The 19,436-nt window shown below is 71.4% G+C and carries 14 protein-coding genes and 4 pseudogenes; 9 read left to right on the forward strand and 9 right to left on the reverse strand.

Annotated features, from left to right (window positions below):
- The first annotated feature begins 73 nt into the window (after positions 1-73).
- Positions 74-715, forward strand: coding sequence for an IclR family transcriptional regulator (locus WJ438_RS25625; RefSeq protein WP_406727322.1), 642 nt, complete (start codon positions 74-76; stop codon positions 713-715).
- A 47-nt stretch (positions 716-762) separates the two neighbouring features.
- Positions 763-1,554, forward strand: a complete 792-nt coding sequence (locus tag WJ438_RS25630) for a S16 family serine protease (RefSeq protein ID WP_406727323.1) — start codon at positions 763-765, stop codon at positions 1,552-1,554.
- A 27-nt stretch (positions 1,555-1,581) separates the two neighbouring features.
- Here WJ438_RS25630 and WJ438_RS25635 read toward each other — a convergent pair whose 3' ends face one another.
- The 5 genes and pseudogenes from WJ438_RS25635 to WJ438_RS25655 form a co-directional block, all read right to left on the reverse strand.
- Complete coding sequence (locus WJ438_RS25635) at positions 1,582-2,550, reverse strand: glycine betaine ABC transporter substrate-binding protein (protein WP_406727324.1); 969 nt, start codon at positions 2,548-2,550, stop codon at positions 1,582-1,584.
- On the reverse strand, positions 2,547-3,476 hold the full coding sequence (locus tag WJ438_RS25640) for an ABC transporter permease (RefSeq protein ID WP_406727325.1): 930 nt from the start codon (positions 3,474-3,476) through the stop codon (positions 2,547-2,549). Before WJ438_RS25640 ends, WJ438_RS25635 begins: the two co-directional genes overlap by 4 nt.
- Positions 3,473-4,745 (reverse strand): annotated as a pseudogene (locus tag WJ438_RS25645) (ABC transporter ATP-binding protein). Before WJ438_RS25645 ends, WJ438_RS25640 begins: the two are co-directional and overlap by 4 nt.
- A 43-nt stretch (positions 4,746-4,788) precedes the next feature.
- Entirely contained in the window at positions 4,789-5,436 is a 648-nt protein-coding gene (locus WJ438_RS25650) for an ABC transporter permease (RefSeq protein WP_406727326.1), read from the reverse strand.
- Between the two features lie 35 nt (positions 5,437-5,471).
- Positions 5,472-5,972, reverse strand: coding sequence for an Lrp/AsnC family transcriptional regulator (locus tag WJ438_RS25655; protein WP_406729807.1), 501 nt, complete (start codon positions 5,970-5,972; stop codon positions 5,472-5,474).
- 128 nt (positions 5,973-6,100) lie between these two features.
- Between WJ438_RS25655 and hppD the strand changes: the two genes are divergently transcribed.
- Entirely contained in the window at positions 6,101-7,249 is a 1,149-nt protein-coding gene (gene hppD, locus WJ438_RS25660) for a 4-hydroxyphenylpyruvate dioxygenase (protein WP_406727327.1), read from the forward strand.
- 79 nt (positions 7,250-7,328) lie between these two features.
- Here hppD and WJ438_RS25665 read toward each other — a convergent pair whose 3' ends face one another.
- On the reverse strand, positions 7,329-8,798 hold the full coding sequence (locus tag WJ438_RS25665) for a tetratricopeptide repeat protein (RefSeq protein ID WP_406727328.1): 1,470 nt from the start codon (positions 8,796-8,798) through the stop codon (positions 7,329-7,331).
- A 116-nt stretch (positions 8,799-8,914) separates the two neighbouring features.
- Between WJ438_RS25665 and WJ438_RS25670 the strand changes: the two genes are divergently transcribed.
- From WJ438_RS25670 to WJ438_RS25680, 3 genes and pseudogenes are all read left to right on the forward strand, one after another.
- On the forward strand, positions 8,915-10,330 hold the full coding sequence (locus WJ438_RS25670; RefSeq protein ID WP_406727329.1) for an FAD-binding oxidoreductase: 1,416 nt from the start codon (positions 8,915-8,917) through the stop codon (positions 10,328-10,330).
- A gap of 446 nt (positions 10,331-10,776) precedes the next feature.
- Positions 10,777-12,260, forward strand: a pseudogene (locus WJ438_RS25675) (RDD family protein).
- An 89-nt stretch (positions 12,261-12,349) separates the two neighbouring features.
- Positions 12,350-13,056, forward strand: a pseudogene (locus WJ438_RS25680) (RDD family protein).
- A 34-nt stretch (positions 13,057-13,090) separates the two neighbouring features.
- Here WJ438_RS25680 and WJ438_RS25685 read toward each other — a convergent pair.
- On the reverse strand, positions 13,091-13,384 hold the full coding sequence (locus tag WJ438_RS25685; protein ID WP_406727330.1) for a hypothetical protein: 294 nt from the start codon (positions 13,382-13,384) through the stop codon (positions 13,091-13,093).
- A gap of 360 nt (positions 13,385-13,744) precedes the next feature.
- On the opposite strand from WJ438_RS25685, the gene WJ438_RS25690 reads away from it, so the two are divergent.
- Both WJ438_RS25690 and WJ438_RS25695 read left to right on the forward strand, forming a co-directional pair.
- Positions 13,745-16,114, forward strand: coding sequence for an immune inhibitor A domain-containing protein (locus WJ438_RS25690; RefSeq protein ID WP_406727331.1), 2,370 nt, complete (start codon positions 13,745-13,747; stop codon positions 16,112-16,114).
- Between the two features lie 123 nt (positions 16,115-16,237).
- Positions 16,238-16,581: pseudogene (locus WJ438_RS25695) on the forward strand (hypothetical protein).
- A 62-nt stretch (positions 16,582-16,643) separates the two neighbouring features.
- Here the strand turns inward: WJ438_RS25695 and WJ438_RS25700 are convergent.
- Entirely contained in the window at positions 16,644-17,231 is a 588-nt protein-coding gene (locus WJ438_RS25700; RefSeq protein WP_406727332.1) for a nicotinamidase, read from the reverse strand.
- Positions 17,232-17,402: 171 nt separating this feature from the next.
- Positions 17,403-18,854, reverse strand: coding sequence for a nicotinate phosphoribosyltransferase (locus WJ438_RS25705; RefSeq protein ID WP_406727333.1), 1,452 nt, complete (start codon positions 18,852-18,854; stop codon positions 17,403-17,405).
- Between the two features lie 176 nt (positions 18,855-19,030).
- Between WJ438_RS25705 and clpS the strand changes: the two genes are divergently transcribed.
- A complete protein-coding gene (gene clpS / locus WJ438_RS25710; protein WP_406727334.1) occupies positions 19,031-19,348 on the forward strand; it encodes an ATP-dependent Clp protease adapter ClpS in 318 nt (105 codons plus the stop codon).
- Positions 19,349-19,436 lie beyond the last annotated feature (88 nt).

Here is a 19,436-nt window from a genome sequence, read left to right on the forward strand (position 1 = left end):
GCGTCGCCGACGGGACTCGTTGACGCATACGCCGCGAGAGGGCCGTCGACCTCACCACGAAGGAGTGGGCGTCGTGACCGCGGAGACCTCTCAGACGCTCGACAGGGGACTGCGGGTCCTCAAGCTGCTGGCCGATACGGACCACGGTCTGACCGTCACCGAGCTTTCCCACAGACTGGGCGTGAACCGGACCGTTGTGTACCGGTTGCTCGCCACCCTGGAACAGCACGCGCTGGTACGCCGTGACCTCGGCGGCCGGGCCCGGGTCGGGCTCGGCGTGCTGCGGCTGGGCCGTCAGGTGCACCCGCTGGTACGGGAGGCGGCGATGCCGGCCCTCAGGTCGCTGGCGGAGGACATAGGCGCGACCGCGCACCTGACCCTGGTCGACGGGGCGGAGGCGCTGGCCGTGGCCGTGGTGGAACCCTCGTGGACGGACTACCACGTGGCCTACCGCGCCGGGTTCCGGCACTCGCTGGAACGGGGGGCCGCCGGCAAGGCGATCCTCTCGGCCCGCCTGCAACGGCCCGACGACCCCGGATACACCCTCACCCACGGTGAACTGGAGGCCGGGGCGTGCGGAGCGGCGGCGCCCCTGCTGGGAGTCACCGGGGTCGAGGGCAGCGTCGGCGTGGTGATGCTGGCCGACGTGGTCCCCGAACGGGTCGGCCCCCGGGTCATGGACGCGGCCCGCGAGGTTGCGGAGGCGCTGTGCTGACGGCCGGCGGGGGCATCGCGCCGAAGGCGCCACGTTAGATTGATCCCGTGCTCTCTCGTCTCACACGTCCCCAGGCCCTGGCCGTCTGTGCCGCTCCCGTCGTCGCCCTGCTGGCCACGGCGGTGTTCGCGCCGCTGCCGTTCTCGGTGGCGCAGCCGGGGCTGACGGCCGACGTGCTCGGCGAGAACAAGGGCACGCAGGTCATCACCATCTCCGGCGCGGAGACCCGCGAGACCACCGGTCAGCTGCGGATGACGACGATCGAGGCGACGTCCCCGGACACCCGGGTCGGCCTCCCCGACGTGCTCGACAGCTGGTTCGGCACCGACCAGGCGGTCATGCCCCGCGACTCGGTCTACCCCACCGGAGGCGACGTCAAGGAGATCGAGCGGTACAACGAGAAGCAGATGAAGAAGTCGCAGGACGAGGCGACCCGGGCCGCGCTGGGCCACCTGGACCTGGACGGCAAGGGCATCGAGGTCGACCTGAAGCTCGCCGACGTCGGCGGCCCCAGCGCCGGCCTGCTGTTCTCCCTCGGCATCGTCGACAAGCTGAACGGCGACGGCAGCGGCGGCGACCTCACCGGCGGCCGGATCATCGCCGGTACGGGGACGATCGACGCGGACGGCACGGTCGGTGCCGTGGGCGGCGTGCCCCTGAAGACGCAGGCCGCCCGGCGGGACGGCGCGACCGTCTTCCTGGTGCCCAAGGCCGAATGTGCCGCCGCCCAGGCCGAACTCCCCGAGGGTCTGCGCCTGATCCCGGTCACCACCCTCGAGGGCACCGTGGACGCCCTGGTCTCCCTGGAGAAGGGCACCGGCAAGGTCCCGAGCTGCTGACCGGGGCAGCGGCGACGCCCACCACCGCTACTTCTTCTCGACGAAGCCCTCGTCCACCATCCAGTCCGGCGCCACCTGGTGGGGGTCCTCCCCGTCCACGTCCACCTTCGCGTTCAGGGTCCGCGCCACCTCGTTGTCCAGCTTCGCCGTGACCGGGTCGAGGACCTCCGCGATCGCCGGCCACTCCTGGAGAGTGGCGGTGTCGGCCATCGGCGCCGCGTGGTAGTGGGGGAAGAACTTCTGGTCGTCCTCCCTCACCACCAGGTTCATGGACTTGATGCGGCCGTCGGTGGCGAAGACCTCGCCGTAGGCGCAGGCGCCCTCGGCCGTCTGGGCGTAGATGATCCCGGTGTCCATCTGTGTGATGTCCCCCGCGCCCACGTTCATGCCGTAGGCCTTCTCCATGCCCGGCAGCCCGTCCGCCCGGTTGGCGAACTCGCCCTCCACGCACAGGGCCACGGCGGCCGAGTCGGACTTCACCAGCGCGGCCACGTCCGACAGCGACTTCGTGCCGTACTTCTCGAAGTTCACCTGGTTCATGGCCAGGGCGTAGGTGCTGTTCAGCGACGACGGCTCCAGCCGCTCACCCCGTTCCCCGCGTCGGCCTCGCGCACCGCCTCCCCCTGCTCGCGCGGGTCGGGGAGGGGCTTGCTGTTGCCCTTGGTACGTGATCCACACCGGGCCGGTGTACTCGTACGCCGCGTCCGCGTCCCCGTTCACGACCGCCGCCCGGGAGCCGACCGAGCCCTGGATGCCGGTGCGGTCGATGACGTAGGCGCCCGCCGCCTGGAAGGCGATGCCCGTGATCGCGCCCAGGATCAGCTGCTCGGTGAACTCCTTCGAAGTGACGGTGAGCTCCGCGCCCTCGAGGGGCCCGCCCTGCCCGATCGAGCCCGGCTCCACGTCGTCGAGCATGGGGGAGTCGCTGCTCAGCCCGCAGGAGGAGACCACCGCCGGCAGCACTCCGGCGAGCAGCAGACACCGGCGCCGCCTCATGCACCCGTCTCCAGTCCTCGTGGCCGCAGCAGCAGTTCGGCCAGCGAGGCCAGCCAGTCCACCAGCAGGGCCAGGGCGACGGTGAGGATCGAGCCCACCATCAGTACCGGCATCCGCTGGCTGGTGATGCCGGTGGTGATCAGTACGCCCAGCCCGCCACCCCCGCCGAAGGTGGCGAGCGTGGCCGTGCCGACGTTCAGGACGAGTGCCGTACGCACCCCGGCGAGAATGAGGGGGACGGCCAGGGGCAGCTCCACGCGGGTCAGCACGCCCAGCGGGGACATGCCGACGCCGCGCGCCGCCTCCAGCAGCGTCGGGTCGTCGGCCCGCAGACCCGCGAGGGTGTGGGAGAGCACCGGCAGCACGGCGTAGGCGATGATGCCGATGAGGGCGGCCCTGCGGCCGATGCCCAGCCAGATCACCAGCAGCGCGAGCAGACCGATCGCGGGCGTCGCCTGGCCCGTGCCGGCGAACGCCATCGCGGCCGGGGCGGCCCTGCGGAACGCCGGCCGGGTCAGCAGGATGCCCAGCGGGATCGCGATGATCAGTACGAAGAACGTCGAGATCACGGTCAGCTCGATGTGCTGCCAGAGCGCCTTGGACACCCGCCCGTCGGACAGCGCGTCCTCGGACAGCGCGTCCAGATCGGCCTGGACGAACCCCAGCCAGGTCGCGAGCAGCAGGGCGACCAGCACCATGGGCAGGAGCGTCAGCTGCTGCCAGGTCACCCGGGACGGACCCACCGCCGAGGCGGCGGACCCCGGCCCGGAACCCCGCGTGGCCCCGCCCCTGCCTCCGCCTCCGCCGTTGCCCCCGTCGTCGTCCCGGCCGTCGTCGTCCTGGTCGTGGGCCTCGCCCTCGTCCCGGAAGGCGAGCACCCTGACCTCGTGCTCGCCGTGGGGCCGTCGCTGCGGGGAGGCGCTCACGCGTTCCCCTCCCCGCCCACGCCCTCCTGCTCGGCGTGCGTCCGGTCGCTCCGCAGGCCCTCCAGCTCGTGTTGGGCCTCCCTCGCCTCCAGCCGATCGGCCTCCAGCAGTTCGTGCACGGAGCTCATCAGCGTCTCCACGTCGACGACACCCTCGTACGTGCCGTGCCCTCCGGTGACCACCACCCGCCCCGAGCTGTCGGTGAGGACGGCCTCCAGCGCGTCCCGCAGGGTCGCGTCCCGGGTCACCGTGTCGTGCACCGGGGTGCCCGCCCGGGCCAGCGAGCCCTCGGCCCGCATCAGGTCGCCGCGCCGGAGCCATTTGTAGGGGCGGCCCCGCCGGTTCGAGCAGCAGGATCTCGTTCGAGCCGCTGGAACGGATCATGTGGAAGATCTGCTGGAGCGGGTCGTCGACGGTCACCGTCGGATAGTCGGTGATCCCCACGTCCCGGACCCGGGTGAGGTTCAGCCGCTTCAGCGCGGCCCCGGCGCCGACGAAACCCGAGACGAAGTCGTCCGCCGGGTTGGTGAGGACCGCCTCCGGGGTGTCGAACTGGGCGATGTGCGAGCGTTCGCGCAGCACCGCGATCCGGTCGCCCAGTTTGATCGCCTCGTCGAAGTCGTGGGTGACGAAGACGATCGTCTTGTGCAGTTCGTGCTGCAGCCGGACCAGCTCGTCCTGGAGATGGTCCCGGGTGATCGGGTCCACCGCCCCGAACGGCTCGTCCATCAGCAGCACCGGCGGGTCCGCCGCCAGCGCCCGCGCCACCCCCACCCGCTGCTGCTGCCCGCCGGAGAGCCGGCGCGGATAGCGGCCGTGGAACTCGCCGGGGTCGAGACCGACCAGGTCCAGCATCTCCTCCACCCGGGCCCGCACGCGGGCCGCCGGCCAGCGCAGCATCTTCGGCACCAGCGCGATGTTCTGCGCCACCGTCATGTGCGGGAACAGCCCGCCGGCCTGGATCGCGTACCCGACCTTGCGGCGCAGCCTCACCGGGTCCATGTCGGTGACGTCCTCGCCGCCGATGCGGATGCGGCCGCCGCTCGGCTCGATCAGCCGGTTGATCATCTTCAGTGTGGTGGACTTCCCGCAGCCGGAAGGGCCGACGAAGACGACGATCTCGCCCGCCTTGATCTCCATGCTGACGTTGTCGACCGCCGGCTGCGCACCGCCCGGATACCGCTTGGTGAGGTTCTCCAGCTCGATGGTCGCCCCGGTGGCCGACGGCGCGGCGGCGGCGGTTCCGGATGCCCCGGTCGCCCCGGACATCCCGGTCACCCCGGACATCCCGGGGGCCCCTGACGTTGGTGGCTCAGGCACGGATCCCCCTGGAAATGGTCAGCCGCCCGATCAGGACGTACGCGGCGTCGAACAGCAGCGCGAGGATGATGATCCCGAGGGTGCCCGCGAGCACCTGGTCGAGGGCGTTCTCGCTGCCCGGCGAGGCGATCCCGCGGAAGATCAGGTTTCCGAGACCGGGACCGGAGGCGTAGGCGGCGATGGCGGCGATGCCCATCAGCATCTGCGTGGAGACCCGGATCCCGGTGAGGACCGGCGGCCAGGCCAGCGGCAGCTCGACCCGCGCCAGCCGGGCCACCCGCGACATGCCGATGCCCGTGGCCGCGTCCACCAGCGACGGGTCGACCCCGCGCAGGCCGACGATCGCGTTCCGCACGATCGGCAGCAACCCGTACAGCGTCAGCGCGATCACCGTCGGCGGCACCCCTAGCCCCACCAGCGGGATCAGCAGACCGATCATGGCCAGCGACGGGATGGTCAGCAGGGTCGAGGTGGCGGTCGTGGCCAGGTTGCCCGCCCACTCGCTGCGGTAGGTCGCGACCCCGATCAGCACCCCGAGCACGGTCGCCGCCACCATGCACTGGAAGACGACACTCGCGTGCTGATACGCGTCGATGAGCAGCTGCTGGTGGCGGTTGCCCAGGTACTCCCAGAAGTTCACGTCCGCTCACCCCAGCTCGGCCAGGCCCCGTCCGGTCAGTCCGGTGCGTCCCGGCCGCCCTTCGGCGGCTCGCGGAGCGCCGCCTGCTCCACCAGCGGGATGATCCGCAGGGGAACGGGGTTCTCCATCACGATCGCCGTGGCGGCCCGGACGATGCCATCAAAACCGACGACCCGGTCGATCACTCGCTGGAGATCGGCGTTGGAGCGGGCCACGAGCCGGCACAGCATGTCCCCGCTGCCGGTGGTGGTGTGCAGCTCGAGGACCTCCGGCACGGTCGCCAAGTGCTCCCGGACATCGGTCCCTTGACCCTGCCGGATCTCCAGCGTCGCGAACGCCGTGACCGGGTAGCCGAGGGCCGCCGGATCCACCTGGGGACCGAATCCGCGGATGACTCCGTTCGACTGAAGCCGGTCCAGCCGCGCCTGCACCGTCCCCCGCGCCACTCCGAGCCGCCGGGACATCTCCAGCACCCCCGTCCGCGGCTCCCGCGCCAGCAGCACGATGATCCGGCCGTCCAGTTGATCGATCGCCACGGCGGCCTCCCGGTTCGTGTTGGTCATCCTGTACAGAAAGTCCGATGAATCCCGCGTTCGACTGGGCATACTGCCCAGTGAATACGCGAACTATTGCGCACCTTGCAGGGCTGCACCACCCTGCCCCTATGACGCAGACCACACACCACACTCCCGACACGACCGCCCGGCAGGCCGATCCCTTCCCGGTCAAGGGAATGGACGCGGTCGTCTTCGCCGTGGGCAACGCCAAGCAGGCGGCGCACTACTACTCCACCGCCTTCGGCATGCGGCTGGTCGCCTACTCCGGACCGGAGAACGGCAGCCGCGAGACCGCGAGCTACGTCCTGGAGAGCGGCTCCGCCCGGTTCGTCCTCACCTCGGTGATCAAACCGTCCACCGAGTGGGGCACCTTCCTCGCCGAGCACGTCGCCACGCACGGTGACGGCGTCGTCGACCTGGCCATCGAGGTCCCCGACGCGCGTGCCGCGTACGCCTACGCCATCGAGCACGGCGCCCGCTCGGTCACCGAGCCGCACGAACTGAAGGACGACCACGGCACCGTCGTGCTCGCCGCGATCGCCACCTACGGCAGGACCCGGCACACCCTGGTCGAGCGCACCGGCTACGACGGGCCCTACCTGCCCGGCTACGTCACCGCCGACCCGATCGTCGAACCGCCCGCCCAGAGGTCCTTCCAGGCCATCGACCACTGCGTCGGCAACGTCGAACTCGGCCGGATGAACGAGTGGGTCGCGTTCTACAACAAGGTCATGGGCTTCACGAACATGAAGGAGTTCGTGGGCGACGACATCGCCACCGAGTACAGCGCGCTGATGTCCAAGGTGGTCGCCGACGGCACGCTCAAGGTCAAGTTCCCGATCAACGAGCCCGCCGTCGCCAAGAAGAAGTCCCAGATCGACGAGTACCTGGAGTTCTACGGCGGCGCCGGCGTCCAGCACATCGCGCTCAACACCAACGACATCGTGCAGACGGTCCGGCAGATGCGCGCGGCCGGTGTGCGGTTCCTGGACACGCCGGACTCGTACTACGACACCCTCGGCGAGTGGGTCGGCGACACCCGGGTGCCCGTCGAGACCCTGCGCGAGCTGAAGATCCTCGCCGACCGGGACGAGGACGGCTACCTGCTGCAGATCTTCACCAAGCCGGTGCAGGACCGGCCGACCGTGTTCTTCGAGATCATCGAACGGCACGGCTCCATGGGCTTCGGCAAGGGCAACTTCAAGGCCCTGTTCGAGGCGATCGAGCGGGAACAGGAACGCCGCGGCAACCTGTGACCCGTCGGGGCGGCCGGTGGCGCGCCGGACGCGGGCATCCCGCGTCCGGCGCGCCACCGGCCGCCCCGTCCAGCCCTTCTCAGCCCTCCGCCGCCCAGGAGGGCGGTCCGTCCCCGACGGGCGGATCGCCCAGCCGTTCCAGTGCCGCCTCGGCCTGAGGCACCCGGAGCGGTGAGAAGTACGGGTTGATCCTCATCGCCTCCCGCAGATGCCGCCGCGCGGACCCGTACCTCTCCAGTTCCCGTTCGATCATGCCGCGGTGGAAGACGTACAGGGCGCTGCGCACCCCGCCGCCCTTCGTCTCCTCCGTCGCCCGCACCGCGAACTCCAGCGCCTCCTCGTGCCGCCCCGACCGGTGCAGCGCCCAGCCCAGCGCGTCGGCCGCCGCCGCCGACGGCTGCCGCCTCCACTCCGCGCGCAGCAGCCGCACCGCGGCCCCGGGGTCTCCGTGGTCCGCCTCGAACCGCCCGCGGACCAGGTTCTCGTCGACCCCGTGCGCGGTCGCCTCACGCACCCGCTCGCGCAGCAGGTCGTACTGCACCCGGGCCGCCCGGCGCAGCCCCAGCGACTCGTACAACTCGCCCAGCTCCAGCGCGTACTCCGGCCGCGGCTGCCGGGCCAGCGCCGCCCGGTAGGCGCCGAGCGCCTCCGTGGTCCGCCCGAGCGCGGCCAGCGCCCTGCCCTGCCCCGCCTGCGCCGCCCGCTGGTCCGGGTCGGTCCGTACCGCCTCCTGGAAGTACCGCAGCGCGCTCTCCCGGTCGCCGCGCTCCCAGGCCAGCTGCCCGGCCCGCTCCAGATACCCGGCCCGCTCGGCCGGCTCCCCGGCCGCCGCGGCGGCGTCGGCCAGCTGGGCCGCCGCGTCCTCCCGCCAGCCCTTGTCCCGGTACAGGGCCGCAGCCCGCGCCATCACGGCCGGTCCCGACCGCAGCGCCTTCAGCCTGTCCAGCATCCTCCCCGCCGCCTCGTCGTCGCCGAGCCCGGCACACGCCTCGATCAGCGGCGGATACGTCGTCCATCGCTTCGGCTCCAGCTTCAGCGCCCGCTCGCCCCACTCGCGTGCGGTGGGGTAGTCGCGGCGCGCGTTCGCCAGCGCCGCCATCCCGCGCAGCGCCCCGGCGTTGCCCTTCGCCCGTACCCTCAGCGAGGTGCGCAGCGCCTTCTCGGCCCGCGGGTAGTGCGCGGGGTCCGCCAGCCGCCGCCCCTGCTCCACCCGGGCCGTCCCGAGCACCGCCCAGGCCTCCGCGTCCTCGGGATGCTTCTGCAGATGCCGCTGCCGCTCCGCGATCAGGATCTCCAGATCGGGCAGCGACGCCGGCACGCCCCCGGTGACCGCCGCCCGGGCCCGGGCCCCCGGTGCCGACTCCGGTGGCCCGTCCGCCCCGCGGCCCCACGGCAGCAGCACCAGCACCCCGCCGAGCACGGCGCACCCGGCGACCGAACCGAGCAGCACCCGGCGGCTCACCCACCGACGGGCCCCGCCGCGCCCCGGGGGCCGGTCCCGCTCACAGGCCGCGTCCCGCTCGCGGGTCTCTTGTGGCTTGTCGTCCATGGCGCACACTGTGCGTCACATCATCCGCCGATATGACGAACCACACCCCGGCTCACGACGGCTTACCACCGGGTGCCGTACGTGGGGTTCACACGGATGGCCCCGGGTGTCAGGCTGTGGTCGTGAGCAGTATCGAAACGCGACCCGATGCAGAGACGGTGCCGGCCGAACCCCTCGTCGACCGCCTGCTCGGCGGCCTGCCCCCCGAGGCGGTGCTCACCGACCCCGACATCACGGCCTCCTACGCCAACGACATGGCGAGCTTCTGCCCGGCCGGCAGCCCGGCGGTGGTCGTCCTGCCCCGTACGGTCGAACAGGTCCAGCACGTCATGCGCACCGCCACCGCACTGCGCGTCCCGGTCGTCCCGCAGGGCGCCCGCACCGGCCTGTCCGGCGCCGCCAACGCGACCGACGGGTGCATCGTGCTCTCCCTGACCAGGATGGACGCCATCCTGGAGATCAACCCCGTCGACCGGGTCGCCGTCGTCGAACCCGGCGTCGTCAACGCCACCCTCTCCCGCGCCGTCGGCGAGCACGGCCTCTACTACCCGCCCGACCCCTCCAGCTGGGAGACGTGCACCATCGGCGGCAACATCGGCACCGCCTCCGGCGGGCTGTGCTGCGTGAAGTACGGGGTCACCGCCGAGTACGTCCTCGGCCTCGACGTGGTCCTCGCCGACGGCCGCCTGATGTCCACCGGCCGCCGCACCGCCAAGGGCGTCGCCGGATACGACCTGACCCGTCTGTTCGTCGGCTCCGAGGGCTCCCTCGGCATCGTCGTGCGGGCGATCCTCGCCCTGCGGCCCAAACCGCCCGCGCAGCTCGTCCTGGCCGCCGAGTTCGCCTCCGGTGCCGCCGCCTGCGACGCCGTGTGCCGCATCATGGCCGGCGGGCACGTCCCCTCACTCCTCGAGCTCATGGACCGTACGACGGTCAAGGCCGTCAACGACATGACCCACATGGGCCTCCCCGAGAGCACCGAGGCCCTGCTGCTCGCCGCGTTCGACACCACCGACCCCACCGCCGACCTCGCCGCTCTCGGCGCGCTCTGTGAGGCGGCCGGCGCCACCCAGGTCGTACCGGCCGAGGACACCGCCGAGTCCGAACTGCTGCTCCAGGCCCGGCGGCTGTCCCTGGTCGCGCTGGAGGCGGTCAAGGGCACCACGATGATCGACGACGTGTGCGTGCCCCGCTCCCGGCTCGGCGAACTCATCGACGGCGTCGAGCGGATCTCCGAGAAGTACCGGCTCACCATCGGCGTCGTCGCCCACGCGGGGGACGGCAACACCCACCCGACGGTCTGCTTCGACGCCCAGGACCCCGAGGAGTCGCGCCGCGCCCGCGAGTCCTTCGACGAGATCATGGCCCTCGGCCTGGAACTCGGCGGCACCATCACCGGCGAGCACGGTGTCGGCGTCCTGAAGAAGGAATGGCTGGCGCGCGAGATCGGCCCGGTGGGCCTGGAGATGCAGTGGGCCGTCAAACAGACCTTCGACCCGCTGAACCTCCTGAACCCGGGAAAGCTCTTCTGAACAGCCTCTTCCCGTAACGCTTTTGCGTACCGCCTTTCCGTACCACGCCGTCACCGGGCGGACGCAGCGCCACCAGGACGACGCTGCGCCCCCTCCGCCTCCGACGGCCGCACCCGCACGCCGCCGTGCCCGCACGGCCGGAACACGCCCTCGGTCAGCAGAGCGCGGGCGCACGTCCGGCCGCGGTTCCGGTTCCCGCTCCACCACGGTGCGCAAGGCGTGTGCTCCTCTCCCGCGAACGCTCGTGAAGGTGCCCGTGAGGGGCCGTCACGAGAAGGAGCCGGGAACGTCCGGGAGCATGGAGCGGGTTCACGAAAGGCTTTTCGTGGCGGTACCGGATCGGTGCCCGAAAGGGGTGGGTCCGGCCGGACGGGCGGTGGTGCTTGCGCCCGTCTGATAAATGTGGATCCCCCGACCCACCCCCGAGCAGATACGGGACGACGGACATGAGCGCCCCAACCCCGGCCCCCGGCGACGACACGCCGCGCGAAGGCTATTACCCGGACCCGTCCATTCCCGGATATGTCCGGTACTGGAAAGGTGCCGCCTGGGTACCGGGCACGAGCCGTCCGGCGCCGGACGGCGGCGGCGCGCCCCTCGCGCCGCCGCCGGCCGCCGGCACCGCTCCGGCGGTGCCCTCCGTCGAGGAGACCGGCCCGCACTTCTTCGACGAGGACCCGGCCGACGAACCGTCCCCGTCTGCCTTCCCGGCCGAGTCCCAGCACGGCAGCCGGCCCGAGCCCGCCTCCGCCTGGGGTGCCGACCGCTCCCGTCAGTCGGGCTTCGGCGGCGACCAGGACCGCCGGGTCTCCTGGGGCGCGGACCCGAGAGTGCCGCATGCGTCCGGGCCGGCGGCCGGTGAGTCCACGGGCCCGGACGGCACGGCGCCCCCGGCGGCCGGCCCGGACGCCGGTGGGGCGCCCGCGGGGAGCACGTTCGTGTTCCGCCCGCCGGCGGCGAAGCCGCCGACCGCGGGCAGCGGCTCCCAGGAGCCGCCCTCCGCGTCCGCCACGCCGCCCGACGCCACTCCGGTGGACGAGGGCACCATGACCTTCCGCGCCGTCGGCCCGCGCAGGGGTTCGTCCGAGCGGCCCGGTTTCGGGGCGGGGAAGGCCGCCGCCGCGCGGGCCGCCCGCGCGGCCTCCGCCCAGGCGGGGAACGGGAGTTCGGCCGCCGCTCCGGCACCGCCGTCCGGACCGCAGCAGGCCGCCGCCCCGGCCGTTCCTCCGCAGGCCGCCGCTCCGACTCCTGCCCCCGCCCCCGCTCCTGCCCCCGCCCCTGCCGCCGCTCCGGCGCCGAGTGCCGGGCCGCTGTCGAGTGGCCCCGGTGGGGGCAGTCCTCCTGGGCGCAGCAGGTGCACCGGCTCACGGACGGGGACGAGCGGCCGGTCGCGCCGTGGAAGCCACCGGTAGAGGACGTGTTCCAGGCCGCCGCCAGGCGTCAGGCCTCGGCCCGGCCCGCGGGGCTCGGCAAGCGGCTGGCCGCGCGGCTGCTGGACACGGTCCTGCTCGGCGGGGTCACCGCGGTGGCCGCCGTGCCGCTCGGCATCGCGGCGGCGGACCACATCAACGAGAAGATCGACGCGGCCGAACTGTCCGGCGAGACCGTCACGGTGTGGCTGCTCGACGGCACCACGTCGGTCTACCTCGGCATCGTCCTCGCCGTCCTCCTGCTCGGCGGTGTCCTCTACGAGGTGCTGCCCACCGTCAAATGGGGCCGCACACTGGGCAAGAAGCTGCTGGGGCTCGAGGTGCGGGACATCGAGGGACACGAGGCGCCGGAGTTCGGCGCGGCCCTGCGCCGCTGGCTGGTCTACAGCATCCCCGGACTGCTCGTCATCGGTGTGGTGGGCGTCCTGTGGTGTCTGTTCGACAGACCGTGGCGGCAGTGCTGGCACGACAAGGCCGCGCACACCTTCGTCGCCGGCTGAGAACCCTTCTGACGGATCATCCCGGCGCCGATACTCCGGACGGCGGCTCGCCGGATGCGATGCCGGGGGGTTCGCGGTCGACTCGGGCCATGAGCACCGAACCGCCCCCCGGCTCCGGTCAGCAGCCGCCGGACGACGACCCGTTCAAGAAGCACCCCCACCCGGCAGCCAGCCTCCGCCGCCGCACCAGGGCGGTGGCGGCAGCCCTTACGATGGCGCCCCCTACACGGGCGACCCGTACGGGGGCGGGGGCGGCGGTTCGGACGCGGGTGGCGGCGGACCGTACGGCGGCGGTGACCACGGCGGTGGAAGCCCCTACGGGCCCGGCCCCACCGATCCCCTCGCGGGGATGCCGCCGCTCGCCGACAGCGGCAGGCGCACCCTCGCCCGCATCATCGACATGATCCTCGTGGCCGTCGTCGTCTGGCTGCTCACCTGGCCCTTCGGGGTGAGCGAGTACAACGTGAACGGCGACCAGGTCAACGTGGCGAGGTCCTTCTTCCAGTCCCTCATCGCCGCGGTCCTCTACATCGCCTACGACACGTTCATGACGGCCCGCACGGGGCAGACCCTCGGCAAGAAGTGGCTGAACCTGAGGGTGGCCGACCTGTCCAACGGCGCGACCCCGTCCGTGCAGACGTCACTGATCCGCGCCGCCGTGCTCTGGCTGCCGTTCGCGTTCTGCTGCGCCTGCATCTGGACCGTGATCTCGGGCGGCTGGAGCTTCTTCGACCGGCCCTACAAGCAGGGTCTGCACGACAAGGCGGCCAAGACGGTCGTGGTGAGCACAAGGTGACGCGAGGTCGGCTCAAGGCCTGCCTGGCACGGTGTCAGGAGACGGCCCGTTCCCGCACCGCCTCACGGGCCGGCGCGGCTGCCGGTGAGGGCACGGTCGCCCGTACCGGCTCCTGCGGCACGAACCGCGCCACCGGGGCGGGCCGGGCGGGCCTGGAGAGTGGCACCGTCATGGCCACCAGCAGTCCGAGGGCGAGTGCCGCGACGACGACGAGCGCGATACCCACGCCCGAACTCGTCTGTGACAACAGCAGCATGGCGAGGGTCGAGAAGACCACGGTGCACGAACCGTAGGCGAGCTGAGCGACAGTCGGACGGGGCATGGCCATCGTGTCCTCGGAAGTCGGGGGGCTGTCGGACTGGCTTTCCACCGGCTCAACGGTGTGCCGCCAAGCGACTCTCACCGCGAGCGTGCCCGAGCGGAACGCGTAGTAAGCGTGACCTAACCGACAGGGCCGGTGCACAGGGGGCGCACGGAGTCATGCCATCCGCAAAGCCGCGCCCGGTGTGTCCGCAAAGTGAACCGCGTCTCCGCATAATGCAGTTGTCTTGTTCAAGTCAAGGTCTGTTTTTTCTGCTGAACCTCTAGCCAAATGTGGTCACTTGACTACACGCGTTGATCACGTGTGCGCGACCATCCGTTACCCGGACCCTACTCTCGCGCGCACGGACGCGGGAGGGGATCTCAAGTGACCAGTAGACCCTGGACGTTCAGAGCAGCCGCGACAGGCGTGGCGCTCGCGGCGGTCACCGCCACCTGCTCTGCGTTCACCGTGGCCCAGGCCGAGACGGCCGACCGGGCCGATCGGCCCGCCACCGTGGACCGGCAGGATCCGGCGGAGTACAACCACGTGGAGCACGACCTCGAGGGGCCGCTCTCCAAGACGCGGGAAGCGCAGCGCGAAGAGGCTCTGAAGCAGGTCATATCCGGCCAGGCGTCGGTCAAGAACCGGGACGGTTCGAAGGTCGTCGAGCTCAAGGGCAAGGGCAAGGGCAAGGACAAGGACAAGGGCAAGTACGTCGAGCTCGGCCGCGAGAAGACCGACAAGATCTTCACGATCCTGGTCGAGTTCGGCGACGAGATCGACAGCCGCTACGGCGGTACCCGCGGCCCGCTGCACAACGAGATCGCCGAGCCGGACCGCAGCGTGGACAACTCCACCGCGTGGCAGGCGGACTACGACCGGAAGCACTTCGAGGACATGTACTTCGGCACCGGCAAGGGTGTCGAGTCGGTCAAGACGTACTTCGAGAAGCAGTCCTCGGGCCGCTACTCGGTCGAGGGCGAGGTCTCCGACTGGGTCAAGGTCCCCTACAACGAGGCCCGTTACGGCTCCAACAAGTGTGTTCCCGACAACTGCGCCTGGTACGTGGTGCAGGACGGCGTCAACGCCTGGGCCGATGACCAGAAGACGGCCGGCCGGACCGGTGCCGAGATCAAGGCCGATCTCGCCGAGTACGACGAGTGGGACCGCTACGACTTCGACGGCGACGGCGACTTCAACGAGCCCGACGGCTACATCGACCACTTCCAGATCGTGCACGCCGGTGAGGACGAGTCCGCCGGCGGCGGCGCCCAGGGCGAGGACGCGATCTGGGCCCACCGCTGGTACGCCTTCGGCACCGACGCCGGCGCCACCGGCCCCGAGCAGAACAAGCTCGGCGGCACCCAGATCGGCGACACCGGCATCTGGGTCGGCGACTACACCATCCAGCCGGAGAACGGCGGACTCGGCGTCTTCGCCCACGAGTACGGCCACGACCTCGGTCTGCCGGACCACTACGACACCGCCGGCGGCGAGAACTCCACCGGCTTCTGGACCCTGATGTCCTCCGGTTCCTGGCTCGGCACCGGCAAGAACGAGATCGGTGACCTGCCCGGCGACATGACCGCCTGGGACAAGCTCCAGCTGGGCTGGCTGGACTTCGACACGGCCAAGGCCGCGACGAAGTCGAAGCACAAGCTGGGCCCCGCCGAGTACAACACCCGTGACAAGCAGGCCGTCGTGGTCGAACTGCCCGAGAAGGCGGTCACCACCGAGGTCGTCGTCCCGGCCGAGGGCGAGACCCAGTGGTGGAGCGGCAGCGGTGACGACCTGAGGAACACGCTGACCCGTTCCGTGGACCTCACCGGCAAGGCGTCGGCCGAGCTGACCCTCGACGGCTGGTACGAGATCGAGTCCGACTACGACTTCCTCTACGCCGAGGTCTCGACCGACGGCGGCGCCAACTGGACCGCCCTGGACGGCACGGTGGACGGCCGGCCGATCCCGCGCGACGGCAGCGACAAGCCTGCCCTGCACGGCACGGTCGACGGCTACAAGCCGCTGGCCTACCCGCTGGACGCCTACGCCGGTCAGCAGATCGACCTGCGCTTCCGCTACCAGACCGACGGCGGCCTGGCGATGAAGGGCTTCGCGGCCGACCGGATCTCGGTGACCGCGGACGGCACCGCCCTGTTCACGGACAACGCGGAGACCGCCGACGCCGCCTGGACGGCGAAGGGCTTCTCCCGCATCGGCGCGTCCTTCACCAAGGACTACGCGCAGTACTACATCGCCGAGAACCGCCAGTACGTGTCGTACGACAAGACCCTCGAGGTCGGCCCGTACAACTTCGGCTTCGCGAACAGCCGTCCGGACTGGGTGGAGCACTTCTCGTACCAGAACGGCCTGTTGATCTGGAAGTGGGACACCTCCCAGGCCGACAACAACACCAGCCGCCACCCGGGCAAGGGCCTGGTCCTGCCGGTGGACTCGCACCCGACCGCGCTGAAGTGGTCCGACGGCACGCTGATGCGCAACCGCATCCAGACGTACGACGCGACGTTCAGCACGTTCCGCACGGACGGCATCACGCTGCACAAGAACGGCGTCGCGACCGAGATCCGCTCCTCGAAGGGGGTGTCGGTCTTCAACGACCGGACGCACACCTACTACGACGAGGCGAACCCGACCGGCGGTGTCCAGGTCACTGACACCAACACCAAGATCAAGATCGTCAAGGAGTCCGGGAACGGCTCGACGATCCACCTCGAGGTGGGCCGCGCAACGAAGTAAATAGCGTTTTCGCAGGTCAGAGCGTGATCGGCGGCGACCCCCTGGCGGGTTGCCGCCGATCCGTGTTTAGGTGCGTCCTGTGGCTCTCTTATTGACACCTGGTCCGACGGGGGTATGACATCCATGGCCGCAGGAGGTTTCTGCAAGCTGCCGAACGGCACCGTGGTGGTGGCACTGAACCTGCCCAGCCCCGCCGCCGGCCCCGCCGCTCGGTGCGCTTCCTCGTGCACGCGGGCAACAGGGCGCGCGCCCTTACCAGGCTGCGCAACCTGGGTCTGCGGGCCGTCTACCTGCGGGGCAACGCGGCCCCGCCGAGCCCCGACGAGATCACCGCGGTGCTGCACCACCCCGACGGCCTCATATGGCGCACGGCACCCGGCAGCGGTGTCCTGACCGGCACCGCGCCGGCCGTGGAGCTGTGGCATCCGATCAGGACGCTGCGCAGGCGTCCCGCGGCCCCCGCCTGACCCGGCGGAGGCCCGTCGGTCCCGTCGGGTCGGGAGGTCCCGTCACCGATCCGTCGGTCCCGTCAACGGACGACCGGCTTCCCCGAGAGCTCCACACCCGCTCCGCGCAGCTCCTCGAGCGCCCGCTCGGTGGTCTGCGCGGCCACCCCGGCGGTGAGGTCGAGCAGAACCTGGGTGCGGAAGCCCTCGCGGGCGGCGTCCAGCGCGGTCGCACGGACGCAGTGGTCGGTGGCGATGCCCACCACGTCCACCTCGTCGATCCGCCGCTCCCGCAGCCAGTCGGCCAGCGCCACGCCGTTCTCGTCGGCCCCCTCGAAGCCGCTGTACGCCGCCGAGTACGCCCCCTTGTCGAAGACGGCGTCGACCGCGCCCGAGCTGACCGCGGGGGCGAAGTTCGGGTGGAAGCCGGCGCCCTCCGTCCCGGCGACGCAGTGCGCGGGCCAGGAGCGGACGTAGTCGGGGTGGTCGGCGAAGTGGTCGCCGGGGGCGATGTGGTGGTCGCGGGTGGCCACCACGTGCCGGTAGCCGGCCGGGGCCTGGGCGATCAGCTCGGTGATGGCGGCGGCCACGTCGGCACCACCGGTGACGGCGAGACTGCCCCCCTCGCAGAAGTCGTTCTGCACGTCAACGACGATCAAGGCGCGGCGCATGGTCGGATTCCTTCGGCTGTGGGATCGGATGGGGAGCGGGCCCGGCCGGTGAACCTCCGGGCCCTATGGAACGCGAATCGGTGCGGACAGGGGCACGGCACGACGGGCCGGGGTCCCGGCCGGGAAGCCGTGCGTGCGGCGAGTACGGTGCGTACAGCGGGACACGCAGCTTCAGCTACCCGAGCCTCCGTGCGTGTACTCCGTCGGAATGACGGGTTCCCCACGGGAGAGCTGGGTCGCGGAGAGCGGCAGGCCGGCGCGGGCCGCCCGGTGCCGCTCGCGGAGCACGTCCAGCGGCTCGCGCGCGGTCGCGGTCACCTCCCCGCCCTTGATCAGCTCCACCAACAGCTGCCGGTCGGCCAGCGCGTCGGGCACCTGCCCGGTGCCGACCACCTCGGCCTCGGCGACACCGTCCTCGTCCAGCCGCCGAGCGGCCCACTTGCGGCCGCCGACGGAGGTCTTGCCGCCGGAGGACTTCTTCGCCACCGGCACCAGTGGCGCCTTCGGATCGGCGGACTCGGCGCGGGCGACCAGCTTGTAGACCATGGAGGCCGTCGGGTGCCCGGAGCCGGTCACCAGCTGGGTGCCGACGCCGTACGCGTCCACCGGGGCGGCGGCCAGCGAGGCGATGGCGTACTCGTCGAGGTCCGAGGTCACGGTGATCTTCGTGTCGGTGGCGCCCAGCTCGTCCAGCTGCTGCCGCACCCGGTGCGCCACCAGCAGCAGGTCGCCGGAGTCGATCCGGACCGAGCCCAGCTGCGGACCGGCGATCTCGACGGCCGTACGGACCGCCTCGGCCACGTCGTAGGTGTCCACCAGGAGCGTCGTACCGGCGCCGAGGGAGTCCACCTGTGCGCGGAAGGCGTCCCGCTCGCTGTCGTGCACCAGGGTGAAGGCGTGGGCGGAGGTGCCCACGGTCGGGATGTCGTAGCGGAACCCGGCCGCCAGGTCGGAGGTGGAGGTGAAGCCGCCGACGTAGGCGGCCCGGGAGGCGGCCACCGCGGCCAGCTCGTGGGTGCGCCGGGCGCCCATCTCGATCAGCGGCCGGTCCCCGGCGGCGGAGGCCATCCGAGAGGCCGCCGCGGCGATCGCCGAGTCGTGGTTGAGGATCGACAGGATCACGGTCTCCAGCAGCACGCACTCCGCGAAGCCGCCCTCGACCCGCATGATCGGCGAGCCCGGGAAGTAGACCTCGCCCTCCGGGTAGCCCCAGACGTCACCGGAGAAACGGTAGTCGGCCAGCCAGTCGAGGGTCCGCTCGTCGACGACGTTCTTCTCGCGCAGGAAGTCGAGGACGGGCTCCTCGAAACGGAAGTTCTCCACCGCGTCGAGGACCCGCCCGGTGCCGGCCACCACGCCGTAGCGACGGCCGTCCGGCAGCCGCCGGGTGAAGACCTCGAACACGCTGCGCCGGTCGGCGGTGCCACCGCTCAGGGCCGCCTGCAGCATCGTCAGCTCGTAGTGGTCGGTGAAGAGCGCCGTCGACGGAACGCCCACCCGTCGCCCACCGCCACCCTTCCGAGGAAGCGCTTCGCGCCCTTCTTCTTGTCGCCCACCACCACCCTTCCGAGGAAGCGCTTCGCGCCCTTCTTCTTTCGGTAGCCCAAGGTCCGCTGTGTTCATACGACGGATGCTACCCCCATTTCGTCACTCTGACGATTTCCATCCGCATCGCGGGCCTGCCGAGGCCGGCCCGACGGCCGACCCCGGGACCGCACCCGGAGGAAACCCGGGTGAAACCGGGACGTATTCCGGCCCGTGCGGGCCGGTTTGTGCTCCTGGCGCCTTCCGGTGGCAGCATGGGTTGTGTGACGTCACCCGCACCCCTGGAGATCGAACGCACCGAGTCGGCGGAAGAGGTCTTCGCCGTACCCGAGCCCGACGTCCCCTGGATCACCATCGTCCACAACGACCCGGTCAACCTCATGAGCTATGTGACGTACGTTTTCCAGACGTACTTCGGCTACTCCAAGGACAAGGCCACCAAGCTCATGCTCGACGTCCACCACAAGGGCCGGGCCGTCGTCTCCAGCGGCACGCGCGAGGAAATGGAACGCGACGTCCAGGCCATGCACGGCTACGGTCTGTGGGCCACCCTCCAGCAGGACCGGAAGTGACCCCGCCGAGACCGGAAACGACCAGCCGGGACCGGATCGGTGACCCGCCGGACATGACCCGACCCCGCCCGTGTGACCGGAAGTAGCG

The organism is Streptomyces sp. GD-15H, from assembly GCF_045291515.1.
Taxonomy (GTDB): domain Bacteria; phylum Actinomycetota; class Actinomycetes; order Streptomycetales; family Streptomycetaceae; genus Streptomyces.

Coding starts and splice junctions, on each gene's coding strand:
- WJ438_RS25700 (WP_406727332.1), bottom strand. CDS start 17,231: ATGCGCCGCGCCTTGATCGTCGTTGACGTGCAGAACGACTTCTGCGAG.
- WJ438_RS25635 (WP_406727324.1), bottom strand. CDS start 2,550: ATGAGGCGGCGCCGGTGTCTGCTGCTCGCCGGAGTGCTGCCGGCGGTG.
- WJ438_RS25665 (WP_406727328.1), bottom strand. CDS start 8,798: ATGGACGACAAGCCACAAGAGACCCGCGAGCGGGACGCGGCCTGTGAG.
- hppD (WP_406727327.1), top strand. CDS start 6,101: ATGACGCAGACCACACACCACACTCCCGACACGACCGCCCGGCAGGCC.
- WJ438_RS25705 (WP_406727333.1), bottom strand. CDS start 18,854: ATGAACACAGCGGACCTTGGGCTACCGAAAGAAGAAGGGCGCGAAGCG.
- clpS (WP_406727334.1), top strand. CDS start 19,031: ATGGGTTGTGTGACGTCACCCGCACCCCTGGAGATCGAACGCACCGAG.
- WJ438_RS25685 (WP_406727330.1), bottom strand. CDS start 13,384: ATGGCCATGCCCCGTCCGACTGTCGCTCAGCTCGCCTACGGTTCGTGC.